Source organism: Haemophilus sp. HMSC61B11, assembly GCF_001838615.1.
GTDB lineage: Bacteria > Pseudomonadota > Gammaproteobacteria > Enterobacterales > Pasteurellaceae > Haemophilus_D > Haemophilus_D parainfluenzae_AD.
Map to the genome: position 1 here is coordinate 239,595 of NZ_KV837971.1, position 14,656 is coordinate 254,250.

Consider the following 14,656-nt stretch of genomic DNA (forward strand, 5'->3'; position numbering starts at 1 on the left):
AAAGTGCGGTCAAATTTGACCGCACTTTTTTATATTTACCATTTTAGAAAAAACTATTTATAGCGTTTTTTTGACGCGTTTTTATCTTGCTCTTGTAAACGCTCAAGCTTTTCTTTAATTTGAATTTCCATACCACGGTTAGTTGGAAAATAATACTGCGTATCTTTCAGTTCCGGTGGGAAGTAATTTTCCCCTGCAGCATAAGCATTTGGCTCATCATGTGCATAGCGATATTCAGCGCCATAGCCTAATTCTTTCATTAAAGCCGTTGGCGCATTACATAAATGAGGTGGCACATCAAAATCAGGAAACGCTTTCGCATGCTGTTTGGCAGCATTAAATGCGTTGTAAACCGCATTACTCTTCGGTGCTACGGCCAAATAAATAATGGCTTGCGCAATAGCTCGCTCTCCTTCATAGGCACCCACTCTCGTAAAACAATCCCAAGCGGCGAGAGCTACTTGCATTGCTCTTGGATCAGCATTGCCCACATCTTCCGAAGCAATTGCTAATAAACGTCGTGCAACATAAAGAGGATCGCCGCCGGCAGTGATAATTCGTGCATACCAATAAAGTGCAGCATCGGCTGCTGAGCCTCGAATGGATTTATGTAAAGCGGAAATCAAATCATAGAAGCGATCGCCTTGTTTATCAAAACGCGCTTGTCGTTCTCCTAATACTTCTTTCAACAAAGTGCGGTCTAATTTTTTACCGTTTTCTGTTTCAGGAGCCATATCCACCATCAGTTCAAGACAATTTAAAGCTAGGCGCGCATCACCATTCACATATTCGGCTAATACCTGTAGCAAATTCTCTTCTAAAACTAACCGCTCTTTACCTAATCCTCGCTCAGGATCAGAAATGGCTTGTTGCAGAACTTGTTCGATTTCAGCCACTGTCAATGACTTAAGTAAATAAACTCTCGCACGAGAAAGCAAGGCATTATTTAATTCAAAGGAAGGATTTTCCGTTGTGGCGCCAATAAAAATAATCGTCCCATCTTCAATATGGGGTAAAAACGCATCTTGTTGGCTTTTGTTAAAGCGATGCACTTCATCCACAAATAAAATCGTTTGGCGATCTGCAAGTCGATTTTGTTTCGCGCGCTCAATTGATTCTCGAATTTCTTTCACGCCGCTTGTTACTGCTGAAATTCGTTCAACTTCTGCATTGATGCGATGCGCAATAATTTCCGCCAGTGTCGTTTTACCTGTACCCGGCGGTCCCCACAGAATCATAGAATGAACATGTCCCGCTTGAATTGCTTTACGAAGCGGCTTTCCTTCCCCAATTAAATGTGTCTGCCCATAATATTGCTCCAAATTTGTTGGACGCATACGGGCAGCTAAAGGGCGAAAGTCATTTTCAGCAAAATCAAAATCCAGATTAGACATATTCTTTCCTTAATAAGCAAAAGGTGTGAAGATTATCATTCACACCTTATGGATTATTTTTTACCTTTGCGTTGGTCATCCAATTCCACGCCTTTCGGTACGCTAAATTGGAATAAGCTATCAGCTAAGGTTTGATTTGTAATGTTACGCAATACGTAAAGATTGGTTTGACCATCTTTTCTGTGGTACTGAAATTTTTTAACACACCATTTGCATCGACACGAATATCAAATTGTTTAATATTGCTATTTTTCGCTTTTGGCTTTAACACAAAGGTATCCACATTCTGCGTCACTGAATACTGATTCCAGTGACTTTTATCGTTACTGGTTAAAAGCACGAAGGGGGTATTATTTACCGCATCCTTCACCCATTGAGCCGTCACTTGTTGTACAAATGGATCGTAATACCAAAGGGTTTTACCATCTGCAATAATTTGTGTTTCTTGTGGTGATTTGGTATCCATACGGAAAAGATTTGGACGTTTAATTTGAAGTTTTCCACTTCCTTGTTGAACGTTTTTACCGCCAGCAGAAGTCACGGTTTGAGAGAAATCAGCACTTAATACCGTTACTTGATTTAAGCGATTTTGCAGCTCATCTGCAGCATCAGCAAAAGCAAAGTTACTTGCACTTAAAAGTGCTGTAAGTGCGGTCATTTTTAATAATGTTTTTTTCATTCTACTTTCCTTTTTGTAAAGTGAAACTTAAGAGAATTAATATTCGGAACGTCGAGCTAAAATTTCTCGTTTTCCATTTTTCATTGGGCCTAAAATACCTTGTTCTTCAAGCTGATCCATAATTCGAGCCGCTCGGTTAAACCCAACACTAAATTTACGTTGAACATAAGAAGTCGAGGTATTGCCTGTGCTTAATACAAACTCAACGACGTCATCAAATAATGCATCAAGATCGCCACTGCTTGCTGTTGATTTCTCACCAGAGTCTTCATCATCTGCGCCATCTAAAATGCCATCAATATAATTTGGTTTACCACGTGCACGCCAATCATCTGCTACACGGGCCACCTCATCATCACTCATAAAGGCACCGTGTACTCGAACAAGATCCGAAGAGCCTTGTCCTGAATATAACATATCACCACGGCCTAATAAGGCTTCTGCACCACCTTGATCCAGAATCGTTCTAGAGTCAATTTTACTTGCTACAGTAAAGGCGATACGGCTTGGAATATTTGCCTTAATCAACCCGGTAATCACATCTACTGATGGGCGTTGTGTGGCTAAAATCAGGTGAATACCAATTGCACGAGCCTTTTGTGCTAAACGCGCAATTAACTCTTCAATTTGTTTACCTGCAACCATCATTAAGTCCGCAAACTCATCAACGATCACGACAATATAACTCAATTTTTCTAATGGAGGCGGCATCTTATCCATTGTATCGCCAGGTTTCCAAATTGGATTTGGAATTGGCATATTGAGTTTTTCATATTCTTCAATTTTTTCGTTATACCCTTCAATGTTACGCACACGTAAGGCTGACAATAATTGATAACGACGTTCCATTTCATCTACGCACCAACGCAATGCATTCGCCGCTTTTTTCATATCCGTCACCACAGGGGTAAGCAAGTGCGGGATATCGTTATAAATAGAAAGCTCAACCACTTTCGGGTCAATCATAATAAATTTCACTTCATCCGGTGTCACACGGAAAAGCAAACTTAAAATCATGGTATTCACACCAACAGATTTACCAGAGCCTGTTGAACCCGCAACAAGTAAGTGAGGCATTTTAGCCAAATCAACTACAACAGGTTTTCCGCTAATATCTTTCCCCAAAGCCATTGAAAGCAATGATGTTGAGGAACGGAATTCATTACTATCGAGCACATCACGCAATGGCACTATTTGACGGTGTGCATTTGGCGTTTCAATACCAATATAAGGTTTGCCTGGAATCACTTCCGCCACACGGATCGCGCGGAACATCAACGCACGAGCTAAATCGGTATCAATACTGGTGACTTTTGATGCTTTTACACCTGGCTGTAATTCAAGTTCATAGCGAGTCACCACTGGGCCAACTAACACATCTTGTACCGTTGCTTTGACATTAAAATTCTTTAATTGTTGTTCTATGCGTGCCGATGTGTCCAAAATTTCTTCACGCGTAATGTCTTGAGCCTGTGTAGGACGATGCTCAAGTAAATCCAAGCTTGGTAATGGTGTTGTTGGTTTTTCACGTTTATTCGTTGGTTGTTGGAATGCTGGGTGAATAAGCGTATCAGAATACGGCTTATAAGTTGTTTCAGTTGCATTCTCAATATGAATTTCACGCGCTTTAGGTGCTGAAACCGCCGGTTCATTTAAGATCACTTTCAATGCATCTTCAGCATTTGCAGCTTTTGCACGTACTTCCATTTCTTGCATACGAGCTTGCTCTTGTGCAGCAAACTGGCGTGCTAATTCATCTTCTAAACCATCATTTTCTGATTCTAAAGATTCATCATAAGTTGGATAAAGTGCGGTCGTATTTTCAGGTGTTTTAAGTGACACTTTTGGCATGACATTTTCTTCAAAAATGTCATCTGATTCATCCACACTTTGATGATTCACTTGCGGATTTTTCCATGTGGCTGAAAAATCTTCTTTTGTTGGCAATTCAACGGAAGAAGTGGCAGAAATAGACACATTCGGTAAATTTTCAGATTCAACGGTGAAGCCTTTAAACTTATCTTCTAATTTTTCAACATCTGCAGGCTCTGAAGCACTCGGTGAGGATAACCCACTGATATTAATTAGCTGTTCAGGCTTAACAAAGGTATTCTCAGTCGCCTCCTCTTTCTCATTTTCTGTAGATTCAGTTTCCAATTGAGAATCTGAAAAAGCCAGTTGTTGAGGTGCTTCAATCACAATTTGTTCAAGATCATCCACAGAAGTATGCTCTGCCTGCTCTTCTTCTGCCGGTTGATTTTTCATCGTTAACCAATGATAGAATTTCACAATTAAACGAATTAATGATGCACCAGAACAGAAAATAAAACCTACAACAGCACAGATAAAGCCGACTAAAATACAGCCAAACTTACCGAGTGTAGGATATAAATTCACCACGAGACTACCACCAAATACGCCACCAGCTAGATGGTAGTTCGTATTTGAAAGCAACAAGGTTGCCATCATGGTTAAGCCAACGATGAGGGCAATAAAGCCAAAGGAACGTAATGCAATGCGGGTGGCCGAGAGAGAATGAACCGCTTTGGTTTTCAGTAAATAAATCGGTACGATGAAAATGACAAACGGAATGAGATGACCGACATAGCCGAGGAAAACAAAAAACGCATCAATTAGCCAAGCACCGAAAGCACCAGCTTTATTAATGGTTTCCGTTTGAAAACTTGCTGTAGACCAAGAGTTATCTAATGGCGTATAGCTTGACCATGCTACGATTAAATATAAACCTAAAAGTGCGGTCAATCCGAGTAATAATTCTGCTAAATATTGTTTAGGTGTAAATCGTTTTGTAATTCGTTTAATCATTTTTATTTTAGTACGAGATAATTAGTTTGTTTCACTTCTTCCATTACAACATAAGTTCGGGTGTCATTCACACCTGGTAAACGTAATAAGGTGGTCCCCAATAATTTTCGATATGCAGCCATATCTGCTACACGTGTTTTAAGTAAATAATCGAAATCCCCAGACACCAAATGACATTCGAGAATTTCATCAAGTGCTTGAATCGCTGCATTAAACTCTTCGAAAACATCAGGTTTACCACGCACGAGCGTAATCTCAACGATCACCAATAAAGGCGCATCCAGCAATTCAGGATTTAATAATGCACGATAGCCCATAATCACACCTTGTTTTTCTAAGCGTTTTACCCTTTCTAAGCAAGGCGTTGGCGACAACCCCACTTTCTTTGATAAATCGATATTAGAGATTTTACCGTTGCGTTGTAATTCATTTAAGATTTTGATATCAATGCTATCCAACGCTTTATTTAATTTCTTTTCCATAACCTTTCCTTATATACGGCGCATATTCTATCTAATTTATCAAAAACTTTCAGTAATCAGACAACAATAGGACAACGTTTTTTTAGAAATTATCCAAAATAGCAAGTGCATCAGAGAGCTTTTTCACTGTAAAAACTTCCATATTTTCGACCGCACTTTTCGGCTTATTGGCGAAAGGCACAATCGCCCGTTTAAATCCATGTTTTGCTGCTTCACTAATGCGTTCTTGACCACTGGTCACCGGGCGAATTTCACCTGCTAAACCTACTTCACCAAAGACAACTAAATCTTGTGGTAATGGTCGATTACGGAAACTCGAAATTAATGCAAGTAATAATGCAAGATCTGCTCCAGTTTCCCCGACTTTTACACCGCCAACGACATTCACAAAAACATCTTGATCCGACATTTGTAGTCCTCCATGACGATGTAATACCGCAAGCAATAAAGCTAAACGATTTTGCTCTAGCCCTACTGCCACACGGCGCGGATTTGCAAGCATGGAATGATCCACCAACGCTTGAATTTCAACTAAAAGCGGACGCGTTCCTTCCCAAAGAACCATTACCGAGCTACCAGGCGTTTGTTCATCACCACGGCTTAAGAAAATTGCCGATGGATTTTTCACCTCACGCAAGCCTTGCTCTGTCATACCGAATACCCCTAGCTCATTCACTGCACCAAAACGGTTTTTATGGCTACGTAACGTACGGAAACGGGAGTCAGCCTCCCCTTCTAGCAATAATGAACAGTCAATAGCATGCTCCAATACTTTCGGACCCGCAAGGGTGCCGTCTTTGGTGACATGCCCAACCATAATGATAGCGACCTGTCGGGTTTTCGCATAACGAGTCAGGAAAGAGGCACATTCACGCACTTGTGCTACACTTCCTGGAGAGGATTGAATATCCGAAAGATGCATAACCTGGATCGAGTCTACTACGATAATTTGCGGTTTTAATTGATCCGCCAAATTACAAATTTGCTCAACCGATGTTTCAGATAACATATTTAATTTATCTGTAGGCAGATTTAAGCGATTAGCTCGCATTGCCACTTGTTGAAGCGACTCTTCCCCTGTTACATAAAGTGCGGTCATATTTTTCGCTAATTCGCACATGACTTGAAGTAACAAGGTACTTTTCCCCGCACCAGGATGACCACCAATTAAAATAGCACTCCCCGGCACGATCCCTCCGCCTAATACGCGATCTAATTCTTTAAATCCACTGGTGAAACGCGGTGTTTCTTGCAAGCTAATCTCAGAAAGTGTTTGGATTTTTGCGCGAGTTTCCCCTGCATACCCGCTAAAACGATCATTTTTTGTGGAATTTGAGGATGAAATTAACCGCACTTCACTAATCGTATTCCACGCTTTACAGGCTGAACATTGCCCTTGCCAGCGCGAAAATTCAGCGCCACAATCATTACATACATAAGCGGTTTTAGGAGCTTTTGCCATTTTTACTATCCTTTAGAGAACCCGTTTTACGCCATCAACATCATTAAACCAAGCATTCTTTCAAAATACGCACGACTCTTTAGTAATGCTTTTAACTTTTCAATAGTTTGAACATTATCTTTTGTCTCACTATGAAAGGTAATCAAACCTTTAATTTCATTTAGGAAAAACTGATTACTCGCTAATAATTCTGCTGATTGACTTTCTTCCAGTTTTTCAAACAAGGCTTTGTTTTCATCATAATAATGATAAAGATTGAAAAATGCGCCGACACGTTCAACCGTTTTCATAAAATCAAAAGCAAATACATCTGTTGGGAATGAAAGGGTTTCTGCAATCAATTGCTGTTCCATTTTCATGACTGCACTTAATTTCTGACGAGAATCTACCGCACTTCCCTCACGTTCCTCTTTTAAGAAATCACGCCATTTGTTTAGCCAATCAATTAAAAGTGGTTTGCTACCTAATTGATAGCCGCGCTTTGCTTTGCTTGCTGAACTAAAATAAACATCCTGTTCAAAAGGTAAAAGTGAGACAAAATGGAAAAGATCTGAAACAAGCCCTTCTTTTAATTCAAATTCAATTTCACAGATAGGCTGTGTTTTCTCCCCAGATAGAATCTTTCCTTGATCAAAAGCCACTTCAATTTTTGATGCACCAAATGTAATTAACCAAAAAGTGCGGTTAAAATCTGTTGAGAAAATCAGTTGTAATGTAGCGAAAGGTAAGTTTTCAAATGGATACAATGAGGTTAATTGTGCCGATGTAGGTACTGAATCATCAGGTATAGATAAATTATATTCTGGACGGCTATGCAATCCACCAACCACTTTTCCGTCTGTTTTTAAGGTAAGTGTGAAATCATTATTTTCCCGACGGACACGCAATCCCATTTTTTGTTTAGCCAAAAAATGATCGGGATAATCGAAATAGGTATTTCCCAGAAAGACTGTATTTTGTTCTAAGATATTGAATTGATTGAGATGTGTTTTTAGGGTATCAAAAGCATCAGAGGTAACTGCAAGCTTTAATTCAACTTCATTACTCATTTTATTTTTCCTTACAACTTCAACTGTTTAAATATACAGATAAATTTATACAAATCAAGATCTTTTTCGTGTATTTCCTTATAAAATCAGGTAATATGCAACCGAAATTTTAACCTTTGTTATGGAGTAAAACACCTATGGCAATGAATAGTATTCTCGGATTATTTGCCCAGTCTCCTTTAAAACCACTGCAGAAACATTCTGATAAAGTGACTGAATGTTGTGATTTATTAATTCCATTCTTCCAACATACCTTTGTAAAACAATGGGATGATGCAGAAAAAACACGTCTAGATATTTCTCAATGTGAACGTGAAGCAGATAGTTTAAAACGCGAAATTCGTTTGAAACTGCCTCGCGGTTTATTTTTACCCATTGATCGTACCGATTTACTCGAATTAGTCACACAACAAGATAAATTAGCTAACTATGCAAAAGACATTGCAGGTCGTATGATTGGTCGCCAATTTGGAATTCCTGAAGAAATGCAGGAAGAATTTTTGCATTATGTACAACGTAGTTTGGATTCTATTCATCAAGCTCATTTAGTGATCGAAGAAATGGATAAACTACTTGAAACCGGTTTCAAAGGCCGTGAACTGAAATTAGTGAATACCATGATCCAAGAATTAGATTCTATCGAAGATGATACGGATCAAATGCAAATTAAATTACGCAAAATGCTATACACAATTGAAAGCCGTTATAACCCTATTGATGTAATGTTCTTATATAAAATCATCGAATGGGTAGGCGTATTAGCCGATCAAGCTCAACGTGTTGGATCTCGCATTGAATTAATGCTAGCCCGTTCCTAATTTTGACGACATTAACTACAACATAGGAAATCACTATGGAAATTATTAATGCATACGGCACGTGGTTAGTCTTAATTACCGCGGCATTCGGTTTTTTTATGGCATTTGGTATTGGTGCCAACGACGTATCAAACTCAATGGGCACCTCGGTTGGTTCGGGAACGATTACCGCCAAACAAGCGATCATTATTGCCCTTATCTTTGAATCTGCCGGGGCTTATTTGGCCGGCGGAGAAGTAACTGAAACCATCAAAAGTGGAGTGATCGACCCCACTCAATTTGTCGACATGCCAGACGTATTGGCATTAGGGATGCTTTCTGCTCTCTTTGCATCAGGTGCTTGGTTGTTTATCGCCACCAAAATGGGTTGGCCCGTTTCAGGTACTCACACCATCATCGGGGCTTTAATTGGTTTTGCTTGTATTACGATTGGTCCAAGTTCTGTGGACTGGTCCACCATCGGTGGGATCGTTGGAAGTTGGTTTATCACCCCCGTGATTGCTGGGCTTTTAGCCTATACCATCTTTGCAAGTATCCAGAAACTCATTTTCGATACCGAAGAACCGCTGAAAAATGCACAAAAATATGGCCCTTACTACATGGCGATTACTGTATTCGTACTTTGTATCGTTACCATGGCAAAAGGTTTAAAGCACGTTGGTTTAAATCTTTCCAACAATGAAACGCTCGTTATTTCATTGCTCATCAGTATTGTTGGTATGATTTTCTGTCATTTCTACTTCCGTAGTAAAACCTTTACCGCAAAAGCAAGAAAAGGCTCATTCGGATCAGTAGAAAAGATTTTTAGTATCTTAATGCTTCTTACTGCTTGTGCTATGGCGTTCGCACATGGTTCTAATGACGTTGCTAATGCAATTGGTCCGCTTTCTTCCGTGGTATCAATCGTGCAAAATGGTGGAAAAATCATTAGCGGTGGAGATTTAGCTTGGTGGATTCTACCTTTAGGTGCATTAGGTATCGCCATTGGTCTTATCGCAATGGGGCAAAAAGTGATGGCAACCGTTGGATCAGGTATCACAGATTTAACCCCAAGTCGTGGTTTTGCTGCGCAATTTGCAACAGCGATGACTGTCGTTGTAGCATCAGGTACAGGTCTACCTATCTCCACCACACAAACTTTAGTAGGGGCTATTTTAGGTATTGGCTTCGCTCGTGGTATTGCAGCGCTTAATTTAACGGTTATCCGTAATATCATTAGTTCATGGGTTGTGACCTTACCTGCGGGTGCATTCTTTGCGATCGTGATTTTCTACATCCTTCGCGCGATTTTCCACTAGTATAATTATTAAAAGTGCGGTTATTTTTCATTTCATTTTCCGACCGCACTTTCTTCATGAATCTAGGAAGTATTATGTCAAAAGTGAGCAAACTTTTATTTTCTTGTGTTTTACTGGTCTCAACCATTGGGACAGTTCAAGCTGAAACGCAATATGTGACAGAAAATCTGAACACATATTTACGCCGTGGTGCAGGTGATCAGTTTAAGATCGCGGGTGCAATCCAGTCTGGCGAAGCCGTAACAGTCTTGGAACAACAAGGAAAATATACCCTGATTCGTGATAATAAAAATCGCGAGGCGTGGATTTTAACCTCTGAACTAAGTTCTACACCAAGTAGCCGTGAAGAAAATCCAAAATTAAAAGCACAGGTACAAGAATTAACGTTAAAGCTGAATCGTGTCGATTCAGATTGGCAACAACGCATAAACGAAATTCAACGCCGTAGCAAACAAGCTGAACAACAAAGCAGTGAATTGCTTGAACAAAATTCACAACTTAAACGTGAATTAGAAATGACGAAAAATAAAAATCGTGATTTAGAAGCCATGCTTGATGCCAATAAACGTGAAATTGCGATTCAATGGTTTATTTATGGCGGTTCTGTGTTGGGCGTAGGTTTGTTAATTGGTCTAGTATTACCTCACATTTTACCTAGACGTAAACGTCGTGATAGTTGGTAATGATTCATCATTGAGGTAGGCATTTGCCTACCTTTTCTTTATATATTGATGGGAGAGTAAAATGGAAATTTATCTTGTCGGTGGTGCTGTACGCGATCAACTTTTAGGTTTGCCAGTGAAAGATCGTGATTGGGTTGTCGTGGGAGCAACACCAGAAATGTTGCTGGCTCAAGGTTACCAACAAGTTGGCAAAGACTTCCCTGTTTTTCTCAATCCTCAAAACCATGAAGAATATGCGCTTGCCCGTACAGAACGAAAATCAGGCAAAGGCTACACTGGATTTATTTGTGATTTTTCAGATGATATTACGCTTGAACAAGATTTAATTCGTCGAGATCTCACCATTAATGCTATTGCACAAGACAAAGATGGCAAGCTGCACGATCCTTATCATGGTGTAGAGGATATTCATCAACGTATTTTACGTCATATTTCACCTGCATTTTCTGAAGATCCACTTCGTGTATTGCGTGTCGCACGCTTTGCTGCTCGCTTTCATCATTTAGGTTTTTCTATTGCCGAAGAAACCCTTAAATTAATGGCTGAGCTCACTGAACAAGGTGAACTAGCCCACCTAACGGCTGAGCGCGTTTGGATGGAAACAGAAAAAGCATTAAACGAACCGCATCCTGAAATTTATTTTGAAACGCTACATCAAGTCGGTGCACTCAAAGTGCTCTTTCCTGAGATTGCCGCCTTAGACGGTGTACCGAACCCAGCCAAATACCACCCTGAAATTGACAGCTTTATTCATACTATGCTCGTATTGCAACAAGCCGTTAAACTCACTGAAAATAGCAATTTGAATAAAAGTGCGGTCCGTTTTGCAGCGATTTGTCATGATCTTGGAAAAGCCCTTACCCCAAAAGAAATGTGGCCAAGTCATCATGGTCACGAAAAAGCCGGGATTAAACCGACTCGTTCATTATGCAAACGCCTTAGAGTCCCTAATTATATTCAAGAATTAGCTGAATTAACTTGTGAATATCACACGCATGTGCATAAAGCCTTAGAGCTTCGCCCTGAAACAGTGGTGAAACTCTTTAATACGTTTGATGTTTGGCGTAAACCTCAGCGCTTCGAAGAATTTCTATTAGTATGTTTATCTGATACTCGCGGGCGAACGGGATTTGAAAATAAAGAATATCCGCAAATTGATTATCTCAAAGCGCTCTATCAAGCTGCCCTTGCTGTTGATGTACAGCAAGTCATTGCAGATGGTTTTGAAAAACAAGGTATTCGAGATGAATTAACGCGTCGAAGAATTGCCGCGGTGAAAGCGGAGAAAACACGCTTAAATGCTTAATCCAGCTTTACTAAAAGTAAACTACCCCTTACAATATGTGCAATTTTTTAGTAAATATTTTGTTATGAAATTATTAAAATCTCTTCTCGCACCTGTATTTGCAAGTGTGATCTTATCCGCTTGTACCCTTGATGCAGAGCGCCCAACAGATGTTCAACATATCGATAAAAACGATATTACGTGGCAACAGCACCTCAAAAAAATCAAACAAATTCAATCTTATAGTACCAAAGGACAAATTGGTTACATCAGTCCACAAGAGCGTTTTTCGAGCCGCTTTGAGTGGCAATATCAAAATCCGAAAGCCTATAAGTTAAAACTTTATTCTCTGATCAGCAAAACAACGCTAACTATGGAAATGCATCCAAACGGTATGACGATTTCAGATAATAAAGGCAATCAGCAATCAGATAAAAATGCCAAATTATTGTTACGTGAAATCATCGGAATGGATGTGCCATTAGAGCATTTATCTTATTGGTTAAAAGGTCAGCCAGCTGATAATGCAGATTACCAAGTTGGAACAAATCATCTTTTATCCGAATTTAGCTACCCACTTGATGGATCGATGTGGACAGCCGATTACTTAAGTTATCATGCAGATAATTCGATGCCTGAAAATATTCTGTTAAAGAACAAAAGTACATCGCAAACCCTAAAAATTCGTGTGGATGAATGGGCGTTCTAATGAAAACACATCACTTTTCAACCGCACTTTCAACTTCTCTTGGAAAGCCGAATCGCTTTCCAAGCCCCGCAAAACTCAATTTATTTCTCTACATAAACGGTAAACTGCCAAACGGTTACCACGAATTACAAACGCTTTTCCAATTTCTTGATTTCGGAGATTGGCTCACCATTGATATTCGCCAAGATAAACAAATCCACATCACACCAGAAATTCCTGGCTTACCTCTAGAGCAAAATTTAATCTATCGTGCAGCGACACTACTACAAGGAAAAACAGGCTGTACCCTCGGTGCCACAATTCATTTAGATAAAATTCTGCCAATGGGCGGTGGTATTGGTGGCGGTTCATCCAATGCAGCAACGACTCTCCTTGCTTTAAACTATTTATGGCAAACTAATTTATCTATTGATGAACTTGCCGAGATTGGGCTAAAACTCGGGGCTGATGTGCCTATCTTCGTTCATGGCCAAGCCGCTTTTGCAGAAGGTGTAGGTGAAAAAATTCAATACTGCGAACCACAAGAAAAATATTATGTGGTACTAAAACCTGAAACTGCAATTTCTACTGCAGTGGTCTTTAGTGATCCCGATTTGCCTCGCAATACAGAAAAAAGATCCCTTGCCGAACTTTTGAATCAACCGTTTGCAAACGATTGCGAAAAAGTCGTGCGAACTCAATATCCTGAAGTTGAAAAAGCCCTACTATGGTTGCTACAATATGCACCAGCCAGATTAACCGGAACCGGAGCTTGTGTTTTTGCTGAATTTAATGATGAAAAATCAGCACAAGCTGTTTTCCAACAAAAACCGAAGGAATTTTTCGGCTTTGTTGCTAAAGGATTAAACGTTTCACCATTACATGTGATGTTGAAACAACTCTCGACCAACCAATCAATCTACACTCAACCTGAGGTTATATAAAATGCCAGACATTAAACTCTTTGCTGGAAATGCTACGCCTGAGCTAGCGAAAAAGATTTCTGAACGTCTTTACATTTCATTAGGCGATGCCACTGTTGGACGCTTTAGCGATGGTGAAATCCAAGTGCAAATTAATGAAAATGTGCGTGGTGCAGACGTGTTTATTATTCAATCTACTTGTGCACCAACGAATGACAACCTGATGGAATTGATTGTAATGGTTGATGCTTTACGTCGTGCATCTGCCGGCCGTATTACTGCCGTTGTTCCTTATTTTGGTTATGCTCGTCAAGATCGTCGTGTACGTTCTGCTCGTGTGCCAATCACTGCCAAAGTGGTAGCAGATTTACTTTCAACAGTAGGGATTGACCGCGTATTAACTTGTGACTTACACGCAGAGCAAATCCAAGGTTTCTTTGATGTACCTGTTGATAACGTATTCGGTTCACCTGTTTTACTTGATGATATCTTGAAGAAAACGGATCTTGTCAATCCTATCGTTGTTTCTCCAGATATCGGTGGTGTGGTTCGTGCTCGTGCAGTCGCGAAATTATTAAATGATACAGAGATGGCGATTATCGATAAACGTCGTCCACGTGCAAACGTATCACAAGTTATGCATATTATCGGGGATGTCGCAGATCGTGATTGTATCCTTGTTGATGATATGATTGATACAGGTGGTACGCTATGTAAAGCGGCTGAAGCATTAAAAGAACGCGGTGCAAAACGCGTATTTGCTTACGCAACTCACGCCGTATTCTCTGGTGCAGCAGCACAACACTTAGCGAGCGATGCCATTGATGAAATCGTGGTAACGGATACTGTGCCACTTTCACCTGAAATGAAAGCGCTTGGTAAAGTACGCGTGCTGACTCTTTCAACTATGCTTGCTGAAGCAATTCGTCGTATCAGCAATGAAGAATCTATTTCAGCAATGTTTGAATAATTCTTTCGCTTAGCATTCATTTTAAAAGTGCGGTCAGAAAATCCAATGTTTTTTGACCGCACTTTTTTATGCTTCAACTAAAAATAAGGCAAAAAAAAA

At 39.9% G+C, this 14,656-nt stretch carries 12 protein-coding genes and 1 pseudogene; 7 read left to right on the forward strand and 6 right to left on the reverse strand.

Annotated features, from left to right (window positions below; all coding sequences use genetic code 11):
- Positions 1-53: 53 nt before the first annotated feature.
- From HMPREF3263_RS05365 to HMPREF3263_RS05390, 6 genes and pseudogenes are all read right to left on the reverse strand, one after another.
- Positions 54-1,394 carry a replication-associated recombination protein A gene (locus HMPREF3263_RS05365; protein ID WP_005698826.1) on the reverse strand — a complete coding sequence of 447 codons (1,341 nt, stop codon included), beginning with the start codon at positions 1,392-1,394 and terminating at the stop codon, positions 54-56.
- Positions 1,395-1,447: 53 nt separating this feature from the next.
- Positions 1,448-2,073, reverse strand: a pseudogene (lolA, locus tag HMPREF3263_RS05370) (outer membrane lipoprotein chaperone LolA).
- Between the two features lie 36 nt (positions 2,074-2,109).
- On the reverse strand, positions 2,110-4,899 hold the full coding sequence (locus tag HMPREF3263_RS05375) for a DNA translocase FtsK (RefSeq protein ID WP_005698730.1): 2,790 nt from the start codon (positions 4,897-4,899) through the stop codon (positions 2,110-2,112).
- A gap of 2 nt (positions 4,900-4,901) precedes the next feature.
- Complete coding sequence (gene lrp, locus HMPREF3263_RS05380; RefSeq protein ID WP_005695827.1) at positions 4,902-5,381, reverse strand: leucine-responsive transcriptional regulator Lrp; 480 nt, start codon at positions 5,379-5,381, stop codon at positions 4,902-4,904.
- Positions 5,382-5,463: 82 nt separating this feature from the next.
- A complete protein-coding gene (gene radA / locus HMPREF3263_RS05385; RefSeq protein ID WP_005698786.1) occupies positions 5,464-6,843 on the reverse strand; it encodes a DNA repair protein RadA in 1,380 nt (459 codons plus the stop codon).
- Positions 6,844-6,869: 26 nt separating this feature from the next.
- The gene (locus HMPREF3263_RS05390; RefSeq protein ID WP_005698759.1) at positions 6,870-7,892 is read right to left on the reverse strand and encodes a CYTH domain-containing protein; all 1,023 of its coding nucleotides are present in this window, start codon (positions 7,890-7,892) and stop codon (positions 6,870-6,872) included.
- A 137-nt stretch (positions 7,893-8,029) separates the two neighbouring features.
- Here HMPREF3263_RS05390 and HMPREF3263_RS05395 point away from each other — a divergent pair, with 137 nt between their 5' ends.
- The 7 genes from HMPREF3263_RS05395 to HMPREF3263_RS05425 all read left to right on the forward strand — a co-directional run bounded on the left by HMPREF3263_RS05395 (position 8,030) and on the right by HMPREF3263_RS05425 (position 14,557).
- Positions 8,030-8,710 carry a TIGR00153 family protein gene (locus HMPREF3263_RS05395; protein WP_005695824.1) on the forward strand — a complete coding sequence of 227 codons (681 nt, stop codon included), beginning with the start codon at positions 8,030-8,032 and terminating at the stop codon, positions 8,708-8,710.
- Positions 8,711-8,745: 35 nt separating this feature from the next.
- Positions 8,746-10,008 carry an inorganic phosphate transporter gene (locus HMPREF3263_RS05400; RefSeq protein ID WP_005698805.1) on the forward strand — a complete coding sequence of 421 codons (1,263 nt, stop codon included), beginning with the start codon at positions 8,746-8,748 and terminating at the stop codon, positions 10,006-10,008.
- Positions 10,009-10,082: 74 nt separating this feature from the next.
- Positions 10,083-10,691, forward strand: coding sequence for a TIGR04211 family SH3 domain-containing protein (locus tag HMPREF3263_RS05405; protein ID WP_005698747.1), 609 nt, complete (start codon positions 10,083-10,085; stop codon positions 10,689-10,691).
- A 61-nt stretch (positions 10,692-10,752) separates the two neighbouring features.
- A complete protein-coding gene (locus HMPREF3263_RS05410) occupies positions 10,753-11,997 on the forward strand; it encodes a multifunctional CCA addition/repair protein (RefSeq protein WP_005698745.1) in 1,245 nt (414 codons plus the stop codon).
- Between the two features lie 64 nt (positions 11,998-12,061).
- Positions 12,062-12,685: a lipoprotein insertase outer membrane protein LolB gene (gene lolB / locus HMPREF3263_RS05415; RefSeq protein ID WP_005698818.1), complete on the forward strand. Its 624-nt coding sequence runs from the start codon at positions 12,062-12,064 to the stop codon at positions 12,683-12,685.
- Complete coding sequence (gene ispE, locus HMPREF3263_RS05420) at positions 12,685-13,608, forward strand: 4-(cytidine 5'-diphospho)-2-C-methyl-D-erythritol kinase (protein WP_005698796.1); 924 nt, start codon at positions 12,685-12,687, stop codon at positions 13,606-13,608. The genes lolB and ispE overlap by 1 nt, the downstream gene beginning before the upstream one ends.
- Before the next feature lies 1 nt (position 13,609).
- Positions 13,610-14,557: a ribose-phosphate pyrophosphokinase gene (locus HMPREF3263_RS05425; RefSeq protein ID WP_005698775.1), complete on the forward strand. Its 948-nt coding sequence runs from the start codon at positions 13,610-13,612 to the stop codon at positions 14,555-14,557.
- The last annotated feature ends 99 nt before the right edge of the window (positions 14,558-14,656 follow it).

Coding starts and splice junctions, on each gene's coding strand:
- HMPREF3263_RS05405 (WP_005698747.1), top strand. CDS start 10,083: ATGTCAAAAGTGAGCAAACTTTTATTTTCTTGTGTTTTACTGGTCTCA.
- HMPREF3263_RS05395 (WP_005695824.1), top strand. CDS start 8,030: ATGGCAATGAATAGTATTCTCGGATTATTTGCCCAGTCTCCTTTAAAA.
- HMPREF3263_RS05390 (WP_005698759.1), bottom strand. CDS start 7,892: ATGAGTAATGAAGTTGAATTAAAGCTTGCAGTTACCTCTGATGCTTTT.
- HMPREF3263_RS05400 (WP_005698805.1), top strand. CDS start 8,746: ATGGAAATTATTAATGCATACGGCACGTGGTTAGTCTTAATTACCGCG.
- radA (WP_005698786.1), bottom strand. CDS start 6,843: ATGGCAAAAGCTCCTAAAACCGCTTATGTATGTAATGATTGTGGCGCT.
- HMPREF3263_RS05375 (WP_005698730.1), bottom strand. CDS start 4,899: ATGATTAAACGAATTACAAAACGATTTACACCTAAACAATATTTAGCA.
- ispE (WP_005698796.1), top strand. CDS start 12,685: ATGAAAACACATCACTTTTCAACCGCACTTTCAACTTCTCTTGGAAAG.
- lrp (WP_005695827.1), bottom strand. CDS start 5,381: ATGGAAAAGAAATTAAATAAAGCGTTGGATAGCATTGATATCAAAATC.
- HMPREF3263_RS05410 (WP_005698745.1), top strand. CDS start 10,753: ATGGAAATTTATCTTGTCGGTGGTGCTGTACGCGATCAACTTTTAGGT.
- HMPREF3263_RS05425 (WP_005698775.1), top strand. CDS start 13,610: ATGCCAGACATTAAACTCTTTGCTGGAAATGCTACGCCTGAGCTAGCG.
- lolB (WP_005698818.1), top strand. CDS start 12,062: ATGAAATTATTAAAATCTCTTCTCGCACCTGTATTTGCAAGTGTGATC.
- HMPREF3263_RS05365 (WP_005698826.1), bottom strand. CDS start 1,394: ATGTCTAATCTGGATTTTGATTTTGCTGAAAATGACTTTCGCCCTTTA.